Below are 17,833 nucleotides of genomic sequence, written 5' to 3'. Positions count from 1 at the left end.
CGCCAAAGCAGGCGTCTCGAACCATGCAGGCCGGGCGCGTCGCGCAAGCTCGCACCTGCCAGGTGCGAGAAGCCCATCACTGCCGCTTCACCTCCCATGTCAGCGCTTCCGCATTATGCTTGGCGAACATCGCCGGCACGTCGAACTTTCCGGTCGCGAGATCATAGCGGCATGTCCAGCCGCCCAGTCCCTTCAAGGCGACGTTCTTCGGATGCTTGTCATACTCGCCGGCGAGCGAGATCACGAGATAGCCGTTGTTGGGCCATTCCGCGCCGAGCTGGCGATAGGCCTCTTCCGTGCCTTCGACGAGATTGGCCGAGATGTGGAAGTCGAGCTTGGCAAAGCGCTTGGTCTCCGGCCGGCCGTAGAAATAAGCCCAGGCGAGATCGCTGAGCGAACGCTTGATCGCGTTCACGAAGGCACCCTTCTCGACATGGTAGAGATAGAGGTCCTGCTCGCCCGAGCCGGTCTTCTGCATCCGCACCAGCCATTGCGAGTCCGGGGTGAAGCGGAACCCGGCGCCGTAGCCCTGCTCCGGCTTCAGCTCCGTCATCTGCGCGCCGTGCCGCGCCCAGACCTGCCATTTGACGTCCCAGTCGCCGCCATCCTTCATGTACTGCTCGAGCTTGGTGGCGCCGTCGGGCGAGGTGAAGGCGAGACCGGAATTCTCGGAGAGGATGTAGCCCGGCGGCGGGCCGGAGGCGGCGAGCGCTGGAGAGGCCAGCGTCAGGGCAAGCGCCAGCCATGGCGCAGCGCGGCAAAATGCGTTCACGGAAAAAATTCCTTAAAAATGTGCCGCGATGCGGCCTCGGCGATTTGTCGCCGATGGGGCCGCGCCGGTTCATCCGCGGCATCCGGGAACAGGGGCGCGAACAGCGCATCGGTCTTGCTGCGGCAGCCAAATCAGCGCAGTTTGCCGGGGCTGATTTGTGATCCAAGTTTTTCTACGACCGGGGCTGAAGTCTGATGATCACCGCGTCCAAGGCCTTCGTTGCATTCTGTGTGCTCGCATTGGCCGGCACCGTGCTGGTGATCGGCCCCACCGAGCTGCGCCGCCTGCTGCCCGGCGGGGCGAACACCGAGATCGCCGTCGCCGCCAGACCTGCAATCAAACCCGAGGCCAAAGCCGAGACCAAAGCGGAACTGAAGACTGAAGAGCCGAAGCTCGCTGCTGTTGCACCGCCCGCGCCGCCCGCATCCCCGGCGCCAACCGCGCTGGCCGAGACCCAGAAGCAAGTCACGGCCGCGCTCGCCGATCTCGCCCCGGTCAAGGCACCGCCGGCTGTAACCGATTCCGGCCCGCGTTTCGACGTCGCGCGCGTCGACGATCACGGCGAGGCGGCGGTGATCGCGGGACAGGCCGCGCCGGGCGCGAAGGTCGAGCTGCTGCGCGACGGCCAGCCGCTCGACACCGTGGTGGCCGATGCCTCGGGTCAGTTCGTGATGACACCGCCAAAGCTTCCCGCCGGCAGCTATGAGCTGAGCCTGCGCGCCAAGGCGCCGGACGGCACCGTCCTGCAATCGGGCCGCACCATGCCGGTGACGATCGCCGAAGCCGCGCCGCCGCCCGCGCGTGTTGCGTCGATCGCCAAACCGGAAACGAAACAGGGCGACAAGCCGGACGACAAATCGGACATCGTGGCATCCTTGCCTCCAGCCGCATCGCACCTCGCCTCGGTGCCGGAGAGGGCGCGGCCCAGAATGATGGGACCAGCGAAGCCGACACGACCGACGGCTTTGGCCAGGGCGCAAGGCGAGACCGCCGGCGCGACGGTCGCATCGGCGTCGCCCACCGAAGTGTTCGGCGCTACGCCTGCGCCGGCAGAGCAGGGCGGCAGCAAGGTCATCTCCCGCGGCGACAGCCTGTGGACTCTCAGCCGGCTCGCCTATGGCGACGGCGCCCGCTACGCGGTGATCTTCAACGCCAACCGCGGCAAGATCCACAACCCCAATCTGATCTATCCCGGTCAGACCCTGGTGCTGCCGCACAAGGCGCAGTGAGGCTTGCTCCGCCTCTCCCGCGTGCGGGAGAGGCCGACGCGCCCCGGGCGATGCGAAGCATCGTCCCGAGCGCGGCGGGTGAGGGTTCTCACCACGTAGGGACATCCTCCGCAAATTCTCGACAATCCCGATGTGGAGACACCCCTCTCCCCAACCCTCTCCCGCAAGCGGGAGAGGGAGCCCAGTGCCGATCCCGCAGCATCGTGCACATCATATCCGGTCGCCCTGCCGCAAGCGGGCGAGGTAAGGCAGCGTTCCGCGACGCTTCGGCCGCCGGCGCCAGGGAACCTTTAGTTCCCTCGCGCGTCTTGTCCCTGCGAGGCAATGCGCGCGTGGCGCTGGAGGAGGGCCAGGAATTGGCCAGTTCAGTGGTCAGTTCGATGCTCATGTCGAGATCCCGCCCGGGACCGGCACTGGCCGGCGTTCTGCTCATGATGTCCCTGCTGCTGCCGAACCCGGCCGAGGCCCAGTTTGGATTCCGCGGCGGCCCGCTCGGTGTGGCGCGCTTCGCCGTCGGCCACGTCCTCGGCCTGTCGCGCCTGCGCCATGCCCGCATGGCGGTGCGGGGCGGCCGTAGCCGCTCGGCTGCCTTGCGGTCGCAGGACCCCCGTATTGATCCCCGCGGCGCCGAGCGTGCTCAGCTCGCCAATCCCTATGTCCTGCGTGCGGTGCTCACAGCGGGAGCCGCGCTGTCGGGCTGGCATGGCGGCCGTCGTCCGCAGGGCTGGTGGCGGCATCCCGACGGCAGCTATGGCTGGGTCGGCCCGGTGTTCTGGCCGTTCGCGGATGACGATCTCACCAACGCCATCATCTACGGTGATGCGACCAGCCTCTCGCTTTACGGCTATGGCGATATCTATGCCGCGATCTTCGCGCCCTATGCGGCGGCGGAGCTCGCCGCCTACACCGCGCCGCACGGCCGCCGCGCGCGACGGATTCCGTCGGCCGAGAATGTCTGCGAAGCCACCGACACCGGCGGCCGGCCCGTCGAGCGCATCGCCGCCGCCGTGCAGCCGAACGAAATGCAGCGCACTGCGCTGGATGAGCTCGCAAGCGCCTGGCTCGCTGCGCGCGATACCATTCGCGCCTCCTGCCCGAGAGAGGCGCCGGCAACAGCCTCGGAGCGCCTCGGCGTGATGCAGGCGCGCTTGGACGCGATGATCAAGGCCACGGACGCGCTCGCCCCGCCGCTGACGAAATTCACAGGTCTCCTCGATGATGGCCAAAAGGCGAAGCTCGATTCGCTGGCGAACGAACGTCATGCCGCGCTCGCCTCAATCCAGCGCAAGGACGCACAGGCGACTGCGGCCTGCCAACCGGACAAAGACCCTCGCTACGACGAGCAGGCGCAGCGCCAATACCAGCAGCTGGTGCAGCAGCAATGGCCCGCCGACGAGATCGCCACAAGCTTGCACCTCGACGACACCGCCCGCGCCCGCCTCGACGTGCTCCAGGACACCACGCTGCGCACCATGCAGTCGCTGAGCCCATGCCCGTCGAGCCCTGCGCCAACCCCACAAGCCCGCCTCACGGCAGTGAAGGCGCGGCTTGAGACGATGCTGCAAGCAGTCGCCGGCGTCGCCGACGCACTCGACGATTTCGAGTTCGGCCTCAGCGACGAGCAGAAGGCAGGATTTGAGGCAATTGGGCCGAAGCGGGGGGCGTGAGGGCGAGGGCCTGTCCGCAATCCATTCAGCTGTCTTCGCGAGATGAGACCAGATGAGTCACGACCGCCCGATGATGCCATTCTGCCAGTGTTTTGCCCGACGTGTCAAAGCGTCGGCTGGGACACCCGCGTAACCCATTGATCCAACAGCCCCCGCCTACTGTGCATGGGGTTGTTTTCGATTTTTTTGTTGTCGATGGCCGTCATTGCCCGCGAAAGCGGGCAATCCAGTATTCCAGAGGCGGTCGGGTTTAATCGAGAGGCTGCGGCGTACTGGATGCCCCGGTCGAGCCGGGGCATGACGGCGGAGCGATTAGCGCTCGGCTGCGCTACCTCTCCGCCGTGCCGCGGACGCGTCCACCACAGTCCCCGCCTCCTCGCGCCAGCTCAAAATCTCCATCGCCAGCACGGGATGGTTGAAGCCCTTGAGCACGAGGTCGTCGAGCGCGCGGGCTTCGACGAAAGCCTCGACCATGCCGTAGACGCGGCGGCTGACCACGACCTGGCCGGCCTTGGCTTCGTCGCACAGCCGCGAGGAGAGGTTGGTGACGCTGCCGATCGCGGCATATTCCAGCCGCTGCTCGAAGCCGATCTGGCCGAGCGTGGCATAGCCCATGGCGACGCCGACGCCGAAGCCGAGCGAATGGCCGCGGTTTTTCCATTTCTCGGTCAGCGCGCCGATGACGTCGCGCATCTCCACCGCCATCTTCACCGCACGCTTGGTGTGGTCGGCGAATTGGATCGGCGCGTTGAACAGGATCATCACGCCGTCGCCGGCAAAGCGGTCGAGCGTGCCCTCATAGCGGTGGATCAGCTCGCCGAGCGCCGCGTGATATTCGCGCAGCACGTTCATCGCCTCTTCCGGCTCGGTCGCCTCCGTGAAGGAGGTGAAGCCGCGCAAATCGCAGAACACCACCGTGACCTCGCGGCGATGGCTGTCGAGCAGCGCATCGTGCCCGTCGGAGGATGCGATCAGCTGCGCTACCTGCGGCGCGAGGAAACGTTCGAGCCGCTTGATACGGCCGATCTCGCCGAGCTGCTTTTCGACGCGCTCTTCCAGCGAGCGATTCCAGTTGCGGAGCTGCTCGGTCTGCTCCTGGAGCTTGGCCGCCTGCTGCTGCACGGTGTTGTGCGCGGCGGCGAGCTCGCGGCCCTTGTGGTCGACTTCGGTAAACAGCCGCGCGTTGCGCATCGCCAGCACCGCCTGGTTGGCAAAGGTGCGCATCAGCCCGGTGAGGCTGCCCGCGAACGCACCGCTGGCGCGGCGCAGCACCACCAGCGAGCCGAGCGTGCCCTGCTGGTCGAGCAGCGGCACCACGAGCACCGAATGGAAGCCGGCATTGACCGCGACCTCGCGCAGCGGCTGCTCGGTGGTATGATCGAGATCGGCGATCGCGATCGGCTCGCCGCTCATTGCGGCATCGCTCAGGATGCTGTCGCCCTCGCCGATCGTGACATGCGCGCCCTCGGCCGATTTGTCGATGCCGTCGGCCTGGACCAGGTTGAAGCGGCGCGTCTCGGCGTCATAGCCGTAGATCAGCACCGCGTCGGCATGGCTGATCTCGAGCGCGCGGGCGGCAATCGTCGGCAGCACCGCGTTGAGATCAAGCGAAGCGGCGACCGCGCGGCCGACCTCTTCGAGCACCTTGAGCTCGTTGATCGACTGCGCGAGATCGCGGGTGCGTTCCTCGACCTTGCTCTCCAGGTCCGAATAGGTTTCCTGCAGCTGGCCGGCCATGCGGTTGAACTGGTCGGCGAGCTCTTCCAGCTCGTCGGCGGTGTGCACGTCGATGCGATGGCTGAAATCGCCCGCGCCGAGCTTGTGCGCACCGTCGCGCAGCGCCGTGATCGGGATGATCATGCGGCGCGCCAGCAGCGTGCCGGCGAGGATCGCGACCATCAGGCCGATGCCGATCAGCAGTGCGACGCGCACGACCTGGTCGCGGATCGGCGTCAGCGCCTGCAGGGTCGGCTGCTCGAACAGCACGCTCCAGCCGAGCTTTGGCACGGTGCTCGCGGCTGACAGCACCGCATGGCCGTTGAAGTCGGTGCCTGTGGTGTCGGGCTCGCGGCCAGGGGCGATCGCCGCCGCGACCTGCGGCAGCTTCGACAAATCCTTGCCGACATCGGGCCCCTTCGACGACGTGGCGATTACGCGGCCGCGCGCATCGACGACATAGGCGAAGGCCACCTTCCCGACCTGGGCATCGGTGAGGTAGTCGGCGAGGAAATCGAGATCGATCTCGGCCACGGTGACGCCGGCCTTGAAGCCGGAATGCGCCACCGAGATCGACATCCCCGGCTTTTGGTCGACGAAGCTGACCGGCGAGTAGCTCACGCCGCGCGCGACCGTATCGGTGAAGCGCATGTCGCGCGAGAGGTCGGCATTGCCGCCTGTCGTGGTCGACTGGCGCGAGACGCGCAGCACCTCGCGGCCGTCGCCGTTGAGTTGATACAATTGCGAGACGACAGCGACTTGCTGCAGCAGCTGGACGTAGTCGGCGCGGCGCTTCTCGATCGTGTCCCGGCTTGCCGTCGTCACCCAGCTGATCTGGCGCTCGAGCTCGGAGACCGACTGCTCGATACGCCGGGCGGCGGCCTGCGCCTTGTCCTCGAGGGCGTCGGTCAGCGACGTCTTGGTGGCACGGTAGGAGATCCACGTCTCCATCGCGCCGTTGACGGCGAGCACGAACACGACGAGGCCGACGAGGGAGATGACGTATTTGGCGAAGAGGCCCTCGCGCAGAAACCGGCTTTTGTCTTTCGCTCCTGCCATCCGGATCCTCTCGCGCCGCCAGCCATGCCGGCGCTACGGGCCGCACGGGCCCTCGGAGCTTTCTATCACAATTCAGGCCGAGGGACTGCCAGGCGACGGGCGCAGGACCGGTGAGCGACCGGCGTGGTTACCCGCGCGAGGGTCCGCGAACTACCGGTTAAACAGCTGCCGCATCACGTCATTCATCGGCTGGCTGTCCTGCTGCGGTGGGGGCGGGTCGTCCGGGGGCGCGGGCGACGCCTGCGGCGTTGTCGGCGTTGCGGGCAGGCTGCGGCTTCGCCCGGTGCCTGTCGCGGCACCGTTCGAGAGCCCCTGCTGGATCAGATTGCCGATGGCTTCCCCGAGCTGGCCGCCGAGCAGATTGTTCTGCCCCGGCGGCTGCGCCTGCGGATTGGCGCTGCCGGCGGCGTTGCCGCCACTTGGCGCGGCGCCGCCGGTCCCAGGATTGCCGCCAGGATTACCACCAAGGTTACCACCGAGGTTACCGAGGCTGCCCAGAAGATTGCCGAGCCCGCCGCCATCGGGGCCGAACAGGCCTTTGCCCATCTCGCGCAGCTTGGCATAGGCGGCATCCGGATTATCCAGCATGCCCGCCATGTCCGGAAAGATCCGCGGCTGCGACCACGAGCCCTGGATCATCACGGGGATGCCGAAGCCGACCGGCTCGGAGGCGCGGCCCTGGCCTTCGGTCGTCATGACGAGCTTCGGCTCGACGCGAAAGCCCATCATCTTGGTGTCGAGCGCGACGGTGCCGGCGCCGGTGACGCGCACCAGCGGTCCGACCAGGTTGAGATCGGTGGTCACCGCCTGGCCCTTGTCGATGCGGAAGGAGGCGGAGAGCTGCGACAGATCGGTGCTCTCTGCGTCGCCGACGTTCTGGTTGTCCTGCCAGCCGGACAGCGTTCCCGAGGTCAGCGAGCGGATCATCTGCGCGACATTGATGCCGCGGATGGCGCCATCCTGGAAACTGACGAAGGCCGTGCCCTGCATATTGGCCATCAGCGCGCGCTGACTGGCGCCGGCGCTGCGCAGCGCGAGCTTGGCCTGCAGCTTGCCGTCGATGCGGTCGAATTCGGCGAGGCCTTGCAGCAGCGGCAGCGCACGGACGCCGACCAGGTCGGAATGCATCGCAAAGCTCGGCGCGCCGCTGGTCGCATCGAGGATCACCTCGCCCGAGACCTGGCCGCCATAGGCGCCGAGATTAGCCGTGCCGGCCTTCAAGATGCCGCCGGCGAGTTTTGCATCGAGCGCCAGCGGCGCAAGGCTCGCCTCCCCGATCACGGCCTCGTTCGCCGAGATCCGGATTTGCGCGTCGATATAGTTGAGGCCGGAGACGTCGATCGGCGCATCGCTCCAGGGCTGGCCGGAGCCGCCGTCGCGCGATTTCGCCAGCGGAATCGCGAGCCGCTGGAAGTCGAGATCGACTTTCACCAGCGGCTTGCTCGCGATGTCGACCGAAGCCCAGCCGTTGAAAGCGTCGTCGCCGAGCGTGCCGTTGACGCCGTTGATCATCACGACCCCGCTGTTGAGCCGCAGCTCGGCATGGCCCGCGAGCCGGGACGTCAACACGTCGGGCATGTCGATGGCGAAATCCACCGGGACAGTCTGCCGCTCGATCGGGAGCGTCGGCGCCGCCGCCTTGATGTCGAATTTGGTCGGGTGCTCGCCGACCCGCGCGGTGCCGGTCACATTGATCTTGCGGTCGCGGCCCAGCACGGCGTCGGCATTGATGGCGCTGACGTGGCTTTCGACGCGGTCGCGCACGCGCGCGAATGCGACTTCGCCGTCGGTGATCTTGATGCGGTCGATGCTCGCGCCATCCATGTCGAGCGCGAGCGGCTTCGGCGATGCATCGGCGTTCGGCAGGCGCTCGCGCAGCAGCGGCTGGTAGAGCACGGGATGGCTGACGATGATCTCGCTGATGTTCGGGTGGCCCGACCACAGGCTGGACAGCGACATGTCGACCTGGACGCGATCGATCGTCAGGCGGGTGATGCCGCTGCGGTCCCTGGGGTCGGCAAGCGCGAGGTCGTTCAGCGTGATGTTCAGCGTCGGCCACAGGCTGATTTTCGTCGTGCCGTCGACCGACAGGCGATAGCCTGTGGCGCTCTCGAGGCGTGAGGCAATCGTCGCGGTCAGGAAGCCCGAGGGGATCCCGACCACGAGCAGAAGCGCGATCACGATGATGACGGCGGCCAATGCCGCGCCGGCGAATTTGACTGCTCTCATGTCGATTTTCCAACGACGGACGAGCGATGCCGAACCCGGCAGATACCCGTCCTTTGCATCCGTCGATTACGCCTGAGTTTATCCCCGGACGGGAAGCCGCTCCAAGCGGACAAAAATAGTCCGGGGGAGCTGTAAAGTTGTGTGACTTGTGACACACTTCTCCAGCGCGGTTTTACGCGATTCTGAAGTTGATGCTTCCAAGCGATTTGCCGAGGAAACCGGCCGGGCCAACTGGCCAAAGACATTCACAAGGACTTTGAAATGAGCAAGCAGGCCGAATTTGCGGTCATTCTGAAGATGAATGCGATGTTCGCTGATCTCGGCACCGACGAGCTCCAGCGGCTGTCCAATCTGTGCCACACCCAGCATCTGGGGAACGGCGAGGTGCTGTTCCAGAAGGGCGATCCCGGCGATGCGCTGTTTGGCGTGCGGCGCGGACAGGTCCGGATCGAGACCGGTGCCTCCGACGGCAGCCGGCTGACGCTGAACTTTATGGGTCCGGGCGATCTGTTCGGCGAAGTCGCGGTGCTGGATGGGCAGAGCCGCACCGCGGATGCGACCGCAGGCGAGGTCAGCGAATTGTTCGTGCTGCGGCGCGAAGACTTCCTGGCCTTCCTCGAGCGCGAGCCGAAGGTCGCGATCAAGATCATCGGGCTGCTGTGCCAGCGCATCCGCTGGCAGAGCGAGCGTATGGAAGAATCCATGTTGCAGCCGCTGCCGGTGCGGCTGGCGCGGCGACTCTGCGCGCTCGCCGCCGATTTCGGTTCCGAGGTGCACATCTCGCAGGAGCAGCTCGGCGTCTTCGTCGGCGCCGCCCGCGAAAGCGTCAACCGCCAGCTTCAGGCCTGGCGCAAGGAGGCGATCCTGGATCTGCAGCGCGGGCGGATTTTGCTCAGGAACATGACCAAGCTGACGGCGATTGCGCGGAACGAGTAGGGGACGCAGCCCGTCTGTTTCGCTACCCTCATAGCGAGTAGCTCGTCAGAAGCGCCTCGCTGACATTGGTGCCGCGACTACTCCGCGGCCGGGTGCACGACGCGCTTCGGCACCGGTCCCGTTTCGGCGGGCATAGCGCCGGTGGGCGCAGCGGCATGATGATCACCGGTCTCCGCATCCTCGCTGTGCACGATCAGGCGCTTGCCGAAGCGCCAGATCAGGGCGCCGAGGTCGTCCATCACCATGAACATCGCGGGCACGAACACCAGCGACAGGATGGTCGAGAAGATCAGGCCGCCGATCACCGCGAGCGCCATCGGTGAGCGGAACTCGCCGCCGGCGCCGACCGCGAGCGCGCTCGGCATCATACCGGCGGCCATCGCGATCGTGGTCATCACGATCGGGCGGGCGCGCTTCATGCCGGCGTCGATCATCGCCTCGTCGCGCGCCTTGCCGGCATGGATCGCCTCGATCGCGAATTCCACCAGCATGATCGCGTTCTTGGTGACGATGCCCATCAGCATCAGGATGCCGATCCACACCGGCGTCGTGAGCTGCTTGCCGGTGACGAGCAGGGCCGCGATCGCGCCGCCGATCGAGAGCGGCAGCGAGAATAGGATGGTGATCGGTTGCAGGAAGGTGCCGAACAGCAGCACCAGCACCGCATAGACCATCATCAGGCCCGCGGTGATCGCGGTGGCAAAACCATCGGACAGTTCGTTGAGGCTTTCGGCATCGCCGGAGGGGAGACCTTCACGCCCTTCGGCAGGCTCTTCATGACCGGAAGATCGTAGATCTTCTTGGTGGCATCGCCGAGCGCCGCGGCACCGACGAGGTCGGCGGCGACGGTCGCCTGCCGTTCGCGGTCGTAGCGGTTGATGCTGGTCGGACCCTGGTCGAGCTTGACGTCGGCAATGACCGAGAGCGGCACGCCGCCCTTCTCGCCGTGCTCGCCGAGCGGCACGCGCAACTGTTCCAGCGTCTTCAGATTACCGCGCGCGGCATCTTCGAGCTGTACGCGGATCGGCACCAGGCGATCGCCGACGTCGAATTTGGCGAGCGCCGGGCCGACATCGCCGATGGTCGCGACGCGGATGGTCTGGGACAGGCTTTCGGTCGAGACGCCGAGGCGCGCGGCGAGATCGGCGCGCGGCTCGATGCGCAGTTCGGGCCGCTCCAGCGAGGTTTCCGAGATCACGTCGGAGATGGTCGGAATTCGCTTCATCTGCGTCGCAAGTTCGCTGGCGACGTTGTTGACGATGTTGGCGTCGACGCCGGTGACGACTAGCGAGATCGCGCGCAAGCCGTTCTCGTCGAGGAACCAGAACCGGATGTCGGGGATGTTCTCCAGCTCCTGGCTGATCGAGAATTCGAGTTCGCGCTGGGTGATGTCGCGGTCGGTCTTGGGCGTGTAGTTGATGATCAGGGCGGCGCGGCGAACTTCCTGCGTCCCGGGCGGGACGCGGCCGCCATCCACGAAGATGCTCTTCACTTCGGAGCGCTTGCGCAGGCGAGCAACGATGTCTTCCGTGACCTTCTCGGTATAGGACAGCTGCGTGCCCGGCGGCAGCTCGATCGCGAGCAGCGAGCGGGCGCTGTCCTGCGCGGGCAGGAAGCCCTGCGGCAGCAGCGTAATGCTCCAGATCGAGGCGGCGAAAATCCCGAAGCCGATCAGGACGGTGATGAAATAGTGCCTCACCGACCAGGTTACGACCTTATGATAGCCGCGCAGCACCCGGCCCGGCGGCGGCTCCTCGTGATTGCCATGTTTGAGAAAGTAGGCCGCCAGCATCGGCGTGACGAAGCGCGCCGCCAGCAACGAGAAGAACACCTGCACCGACACGGTGATGCCGAATTGCTTGAAGAACTGTCCGGCAATGCCTGACATGAAGCTCGCCGGCGCGAAGATCGCGATGATCGTGAGCGAGATCGCGATGACGGCGAGGCCGATCTCGTCGGCGGCCTCCAGTGCGGCGCGGTAGGGCGATTTGCCCATGTTCATGTGCCGTACGATGTTCTCGATCTCGACGATCGCGTCGTCGACCAGGATGCCGGTCGAGAGCGTGATGGCGAGGAAGCTGACGAGATTGAGCGAGAAGCCGAGGATGTCCATCGCCCAGAACGCCGGGAAGATCGACAGCGGCAGCGAGATCGCGGCGATGATGGTGGCGCGCAGATCGCGCAGGAACAACAGCACGATCACGACCGCAAGGATCGCGCCTTCGAACAAGGTCGAGATCGCCGCTTCGTAATTGCCCTTGGTATATTCGACCGAGGTGTCGATCAGTTTCAGGTCGACGTCGGGATAGGCCGCCTTCAGCGCGTCGATGCGCTTCTGCACGGCGGCGGCGACCACCACGTCGCTGGCGCCCTTGGAGCGCTTGATGCCGAGTGCGACGACCGGCTCGCCGTTAAAGCGGGCGAAGGTGCGGCGGTCGGCAATGGTGTCGGTGACGGTGCCGAGATCGTCGAGCCGGACCTCGCCGCCGCCGAACAGCGGGATCATGGTGCCGGCGAGGTCGCTCAGCGTCTTGGCGCCGGCCAGCGTGCGGATCGCCTGGTCGTTCTTGCCGATTTCGGCGCGGCCGCCGGCGACGTCGACATTGGTGCCGCGCAGGCTCTGGCTGACATTGACCGCGGTCAGTCCCATCGCCTGAAGTCGGTCGGGATCGAGCGAGACCAGGATCTCGCGCTCGACACCGCCGATACGCTCGACCTGGGCGACGCCGCGCACGCCCTGCAGCGCGCGCTTGACCACGTCGTCGACGAAATAGGAGAGCTGCTCCGGCGTCTTGCCGGGCGAGATCGCGGCATAGGTGACGATCGGCAGGCCGATCACGTCGACGCGCTGGATCAGCGGTTCGGTGACGTTCTGCGGCAGATTGGAGCGCACGCGCGTCACCGCGTCCTTGACGTCGTTGAGCGCGCGGTCGGTGTTGGTCTCGAGCGCGAACTGGATGGTGGTGACCGATAGTCCGTCGGTGATCGACGAGGTGATGTGCCGCACGCCCTCGACGCCGGAGACCGCGTCTTCAACGGTCTTGGTGACCTGGGACTCCAGCTCGGTCGGCGCCGCGCCGAATTGCGACACCGCGACCGAAATCACGGGGATGTCGGCCGAGGGCAGCCGCGTCACCGCGAGCTTGGTGAAGGAGACCCAGCCGAGGATCAGCAGGATGATCGAAAACACCACCGACGGCAGCGGATTGCGGATCGACCATGCCGAGATATTGAGAGCCATCAGCGTACCCGCGTGCGATCGAGTTCATCGGCGAACATGGTCTTGATCTGGTCGCCGTCATGGAGCGAAGAACCGGCGTCGGCCACGACGATTTCGCCGACGTCGAGCCCTTCCAGGATTTCCGTTTGGCTGTCGGACGTCAGTCCGACCCGCACCTTGCGCGTCTCGATCGTGTTGTTCTTGACGACCTGAACCGTGAGATGGTCGATCGCGGTCTTCGGCACCGCGACGCCGCAGCTTCGCTTGGCGTCGATCGAGGCGCGGGCGAACGTCCCGATCTTCAGCGACGGATTGTTGGTGACGCTGATGCGGACGTGGCCGAGCTGCGTGGCGCGGTCGATCTCCGGTGCAACCAGGCGGACCCGGCCGATCAGGTCGGCGGCGTCATCCCTGCTGATCCGCACCGTCGCGCCGGGGCTGAGCTTCGGCATATGCACGGCCGGAACCTGTGCGTCGAGCTCGATCTCGCCGCTGACGGCAATGCGGAACATCGGCCCGGCCTGCGGCGAGGCCGGCGCGCCGACGATGGTCCGGACCTCGGTGATGAGGCCAGGGGCCGGCGCCTTCAGCGAGATCGGTCCTTGCGGACCTTGCCGTTGCGGCTGGCCCGGCATCTGCGGCGGCGCCGTCAGCCGCGCCAGCTCCTGATTGTCGGTGACGACCGCGCCTTCGGTGACGAAGAGGTCGGTGACCTTCGATCCTTCCTGGTCGGCGATGACCACCGCCTCGCGCCGCGGCACGAAGAAGCCGGTCACACGTACGAGGTCGGAAAAGCAGGCATTGGTGGATTTGGTCACGATGACGAGCGCCTCGCCCGGCGTGTCCTTTGCCTCCGGGCGATGCCGGTGCTCGAACCAGTAATAGCCGATTCCGAGCGCGACGATGAAGAGCACGGTTCCGGCAGGCTTGAGATATTCGGTGACGTTCATCGCCGGATCATCCTGGCCTGGCTCGTGGTTGCTGGGGGGCGTTTCCCTGAAACCAAGCGGCGTCCCGCAAGGCTGCAGGACGCGCTTTGGAAGCAAGACTTTACACCACATCACGACTTGTCACTTCAACGGATTAAGTCGTGGTCACTTCGATGCGGTGGTCTTGTTTTCCATATTGACGACCTGCACGCGACGGTTCACCTCCGCCATCGGCTGGCTCGGGTCCTTCAGCTTGCTCTTGCCGTAGCCCACGGTGACGAGGTCGGGGGCGGCGATGCCGTATTTGTCGACGAGATAGCGCTTGATCGAATCCGCGCGACGCTCAGACAGTTCCTGGTTGTAGGCCTCGCCGCCGGCGGCGTCGGTGTGGCCGGCGACCACGAAGGTGGAACCCTTCAGGTCGGGGCTGGTCAGCGCGCGGCCGAGCGCCTGCACCGACGGCAGCGACTTGGCGCTGATATCGGCCGAGTTGTAGTCGAAGGTGATTTCGAGGTCGATATTGGGCTTGTCCTTGGCGGCCGATGCGATCTCCTCGCGCTCGGTCGACGACAGCGAGCGCGTTGCACGGCCGCGGATGGTCTGGAGCAGCTTGGCGTCTGCCGCGCTCGGCGCCGGATCGGTTTGCGGACCGATCGAGAGGCCGCGGGTCAAGGGCTTCTTCGGCGGCGGCGCCAAGGCGCGCACGATCTCGTCCTCGGTGACGTTCTTGCTGTTGCCGTCGTCGCCTGCGCGCGCGGGCGAGACCGGCAGCGACAGCGCGGCGCCGATGGTGATGATGGACAGGATTGCGGTCAGTCCTTTTGCAGCCAATCTCATTGCCAGTCCCTCCTGCGCAGCCCGCGCCGATCCAAATTCCTGTAGCAGTCCGCCGGCAAGGCCGCTCGCGGCATCCGTTGAATTAGTCTTCGCCGGGCCGTCGGGGGTTCGAGATGCGTCCGGCCTCAAATCAAAAAATATCAACGTACTCCGTAGCTTGCGAATTCCTGAACGATGTTCGGGTCCATCGCCTTGGCATTGGCGATGTCGAGCGCACCTTCCTGGGCCGAGCCGTTGCGCTGCTTGGCGATCCCCCGCCCATAGAGCGAGGAGGTCAGGCGCGGGTTGATCTTCAGCGCGGCGTCGAAATCGGCGATGGCGTTCTTGGCCGCTCCGGATTTCAGGTTGACGAGCCCGCGGCTGTCCAGCGCATCGACGAAATTGGGCCGCAGCCGCAGCGCCTCGTTGCAATCCTTCAGCGCACCTTGGAGGTCTCCGACCACGGTGCGGGTCCAGCAGCGGTTGTTCAGGGCTTCGACGTCCTTCGAATTGATCCGCAGCGTGTCGTCAAAATCCTTAATGGCGAGGCCGAAAGCCCCCTTGCTGGCATAGACCTGGCCGCGCCGGTACAGCGCATTCACGTCGTCCGGATTGGCGGCGATCTTCGCCGTCAGGCTCTTGATGGTGGGGTCCTCGGCCAGCATGGCCTGGCTCGGACCGCTCTCCGTGGTCGGCGCGGTTGCTATATCGGCCGGTTTGACCGGCGGGGGCGGCGGCGGCAAAGCGGCCTCGATCTGCGGCTTCGGCGATGGTGCTGGCGGCGCGGGAGGCGCCGGCGGCGGATTGTTTGCAACGACCGGTGCCGGAGGTGGGGCGGGCGGAGTCGCATTGTTCGCGACGGCGGGAGCCGGCGGCGCAGGAGGGGCCGGTGGCTGCGCCGTCGCGGTCGGACGCGATCCGCCGGCGCCGGGAATGAACGAGAAATCTTCGGCCAGCGAGGAGGATATCCACGGCACCTGCTCGCCGCGCGAGGCGCGGGTGACACCCATTTTGGTGCGGTTCAGCGTTTCCTCCGCCATTAGGTCGGGGACGCGGATTTCCTTCAGCAGCTCCTGGACGAACAGGCTGTGGTCGCCGCCGGCGTCCGAGACCACCGAGGCCAGCGCGGCCGAATACATCACCAGCGTGCCGTTTGGCGCGATCACCGGTGTCAATCCGGCCGAGAAGCTGCGGAACCGACGCTCGAACGGGTTGCGCCTGGAGGCATCGATCAGCGCGATCTTGACCCCGGCGCCGCGGGTATTGAGCTCGCCGAGGATGGTCTCGATGCTGAAGCCGTCGCGGCGGACGTCGGATTCGGTCCAGATCTGGGCATCGACCGGGATCATGAAGCTCTGGCGTGCCGACTGGATGCCGAAGCCGCTGTAGAACAGCAGCGCGACGGAGCCCGGCTTGATCTTGCTGTAGAGCTTGTCGAACGCGCGGCGCATGCCGTCGGCGGTCAGGTTCTCGCCGACCTCCACGGAAAAGCCGTCGCGCTTGAGCTCGTCGGCGACGTCGCGCGCGTCGTTGATCGGTTCCTTCAGCGGGGCGTCCGCGTCCGGATATTTGGCATTGCCGATGACCAGCGCAAAGCGGTCGCCGGCCGCCAGCGATGGCGCGGTCGGGATCAGCGATGCAAGCAATGGCAGACAAAGAAGGAAGCGAATTTTCATAATGAGCGCGGTCCAGCCAAAAAGGCGCCGTGTCCAGCTTGCGCCGCGGCGACCTTAACTTACGCAAGGGGCATTATCAAACCGGGGAGAGGGGGCGTCAACTGCTTGGAGATTCGGCGTTATCGCGACAATTGACCGCGCCGCACGGGCAAGCTGCGAGGGGAATAATGCGGCGGTCATGGCTCTGCTCGATGCATTCGGGTGCTGGGGTCTGGCGGCCATGCTAGGCCGGCACTGACGACGGAAAATGTGATTGGTCTCACATTGTGGACCCGCGTCGGCCGCAACCTGCAATGTTTGACCTTTGCGGCCGACGATGGCTTGGTGCGCGGGATCGTTCCGCAGTCCTCCTCAGATAAAAGCAAAAACCATGGGAAACGCCTACGAAATCTATGCGCTGCGCTATGCGACGATGTCGCCGCGCACCCCCGGCATGAATTTCCTGGCGCCGGATCCGCACGACAGCGCGGCGCAGGACCTCGACTATTTCGTCTGGCTGATCCGTGGCGGCGGCCGCGATATTCTGGTCGATACCGGATTCAATGCCGAGGAGGCGAGCTTGCGCGCGCGCAAGCTGACGCTCAACCCGGTCGATGCGCTGGAGCGCTTCGGCGTCGCGGCGTCGAGCATTCGCGACATCATCGTGACACATCTGCATTACGACCATGCCGGCAATCTCGATCGTTTCCCGAACGCGCGCTTTCATCTCCAGGAGCGCGAGATGGCTTACGCGACCGGGCGCTGCATGTGCAACGGACTGCTGCGACATCCGTTCTCGGTCGAGCACGTCACGCAGATGGTGCGCCATGTCTATGGCGAGCGCGTCAATTTCTATTCGGGCGATGGCGAGGTCGCGCCCGGCGTCACCGTGCATCGCGTCGGGGGCCATTCCGACGGCTTGCAGGTCGTCAAGGTCGAGACTGCGCGCGGCCCGGTGGTGCTCGCCTCCGATGCCGCGCATTATTACGCCAACCTCCAGCGCCGCAGCCCGTTTCCGATCGTCTACAACGTCGGCGACATGGCGCAGGGCTGGGAGACGATCGAGCGCCTCGCCGGCCATCCCGACCGGTTCATTCCCGGACACGACCCGATCGTGACGCAGATCTATCCGCGCGCCAGCGACAAGGTCGATGCCTGGGCACTGCATCTGCCGCCGACGAAGTCGTTTGCGAAGTGACGGCAGCAAACTAGGCGTGTACCTAGTAGCTCAGGCCGAACTCGGGGCGCGTATGAGTCCGTCGCGCCTCGAAAGTGGGCGACAGCGGATATTACCAGATCTCCGAGCGGACCCATTGGACAGGCGCAATATTGCGACCCATGGACCCGTTCAGGCACGGTTGGTTTGCCGCGCGGCACGCTTTTAGATAGCTTTCGTTCAACCGCGCGATCCTTGCTTGCTTCATCTGAAGTGCTAGATGGACAGTGCTCAGGAGCCCCTACGCCATGATTACCGCCGGACGTCATCGTCCGCTTGCACAGGACGACTGGAGTGAATCGACTGTTCGGAGCGCGATCGAAGAAATTGCGGCCGATGCGGTTGCTCATTTCGATCCCGACACATTCTGGCCGGCTCACCCTAGCGAC

The 17,833-nt window shown here is 65.8% G+C and carries 11 protein-coding genes and 1 pseudogene; 5 read left to right on the top strand and 7 right to left on the bottom strand.

All coding sequences use genetic code 11. The features are described from left to right. Positions 1-76: 76 nt before the first annotated feature. Entirely contained in the window at positions 77-772 is a 696-nt protein-coding gene (locus AB8Z38_RS21925; RefSeq protein WP_369719888.1) for a hypothetical protein, read from the bottom strand. Here AB8Z38_RS21925 and AB8Z38_RS21920 point away from each other — a divergent pair. From AB8Z38_RS21920 to AB8Z38_RS21910, 3 genes are all read left to right on the top strand, one after another. After that, the gene (locus tag AB8Z38_RS21920) at positions 745-933 is read left to right on the top strand and encodes a hypothetical protein (RefSeq protein WP_369719887.1); all 189 of its coding nucleotides are present in this window, start codon (positions 745-747) and stop codon (positions 931-933) included. The two genes, AB8Z38_RS21925 and AB8Z38_RS21920, sit on opposite strands and share 28 nt — an antisense overlap. Positions 934-966: 33 nt before the next feature. After that, a complete protein-coding gene (locus tag AB8Z38_RS21915; RefSeq protein WP_369719886.1) occupies positions 967-2,001 on the top strand; it encodes a LysM peptidoglycan-binding domain-containing protein in 1,035 nt (344 codons plus the stop codon). A gap of 386 nt (positions 2,002-2,387) precedes the next feature. Further along, positions 2,388-3,668, top strand: coding sequence for a Spy/CpxP family protein refolding chaperone (locus AB8Z38_RS21910; RefSeq protein ID WP_369719885.1), 1,281 nt, complete (start codon positions 2,388-2,390; stop codon positions 3,666-3,668). A gap of 312 nt (positions 3,669-3,980) precedes the next feature. Here AB8Z38_RS21910 and AB8Z38_RS21905 read toward each other — a convergent pair whose 3' ends face one another. Continuing rightward, entirely contained in the window at positions 3,981-6,443 is a 2,463-nt protein-coding gene (locus AB8Z38_RS21905; RefSeq protein WP_369719884.1) for an adenylate/guanylate cyclase domain-containing protein, read from the bottom strand. 150 nt (positions 6,444-6,593) lie between these two features. Next, on the bottom strand, positions 6,594-8,672 hold the full coding sequence (locus AB8Z38_RS21900; protein ID WP_369719883.1) for an AsmA family protein: 2,079 nt from the start codon (positions 8,670-8,672) through the stop codon (positions 6,594-6,596). Between the two features lie 261 nt (positions 8,673-8,933). Here AB8Z38_RS21900 and AB8Z38_RS21895 point away from each other — a divergent pair, with 261 nt between their 5' ends. Continuing rightward, positions 8,934-9,608 carry a Crp/Fnr family transcriptional regulator gene (locus AB8Z38_RS21895; RefSeq protein WP_369719882.1) on the top strand — a complete coding sequence of 225 codons (675 nt, stop codon included), beginning with the start codon at positions 8,934-8,936 and terminating at the stop codon, positions 9,606-9,608. Positions 9,609-9,685: 77 nt separating this feature from the next. Here AB8Z38_RS21895 and AB8Z38_RS21890 read toward each other — a convergent pair. The 4 genes and pseudogenes from AB8Z38_RS21890 to AB8Z38_RS21875 all read right to left on the bottom strand — a co-directional run bounded on the left by AB8Z38_RS21890 (position 9,686) and on the right by AB8Z38_RS21875 (position 16,249). Further along, positions 9,686-12,849, bottom strand: a pseudogene (locus AB8Z38_RS21890) (efflux RND transporter permease subunit). Then, positions 12,849-13,778, bottom strand: coding sequence for an efflux RND transporter periplasmic adaptor subunit (locus AB8Z38_RS21885; protein ID WP_369719881.1), 930 nt, complete (start codon positions 13,776-13,778; stop codon positions 12,849-12,851). The pseudogene AB8Z38_RS21890 and the gene AB8Z38_RS21885 overlap by 1 nt, the downstream one beginning before the upstream one ends. Positions 13,779-13,922: 144 nt before the next feature. Next, positions 13,923-14,594, bottom strand: a complete 672-nt coding sequence (locus tag AB8Z38_RS21880) for an OmpA family protein (protein WP_369719880.1) — start codon at positions 14,592-14,594, stop codon at positions 13,923-13,925. Positions 14,595-14,734: 140 nt separating this feature from the next. After that, the gene (locus AB8Z38_RS21875; RefSeq protein WP_369719879.1) at positions 14,735-16,249 is read right to left on the bottom strand and encodes a caspase family protein; all 1,515 of its coding nucleotides are present in this window, start codon (positions 16,247-16,249) and stop codon (positions 14,735-14,737) included. Between the two features lie 370 nt (positions 16,250-16,619). On the opposite strand from AB8Z38_RS21875, the gene AB8Z38_RS21870 reads away from it, so the two are divergent. Next, on the top strand, positions 16,620-17,426 hold the full coding sequence (locus AB8Z38_RS21870) for an N-acyl homoserine lactonase family protein (protein ID WP_369719878.1): 807 nt from the start codon (positions 16,620-16,622) through the stop codon (positions 17,424-17,426). The last annotated feature ends 407 nt before the right edge of the window (positions 17,427-17,833 follow it).

This window comes from Bradyrhizobium sp. LLZ17 (genome assembly GCF_041200145.1).
In the GTDB taxonomy this organism is placed as follows: Bacteria; Pseudomonadota; Alphaproteobacteria; order Rhizobiales; family Xanthobacteraceae; genus Bradyrhizobium.
The sequence above is the reverse complement of the archived record's forward strand: the minus strand, read 5'-3'. Positions and strand labels throughout refer to the sequence as shown.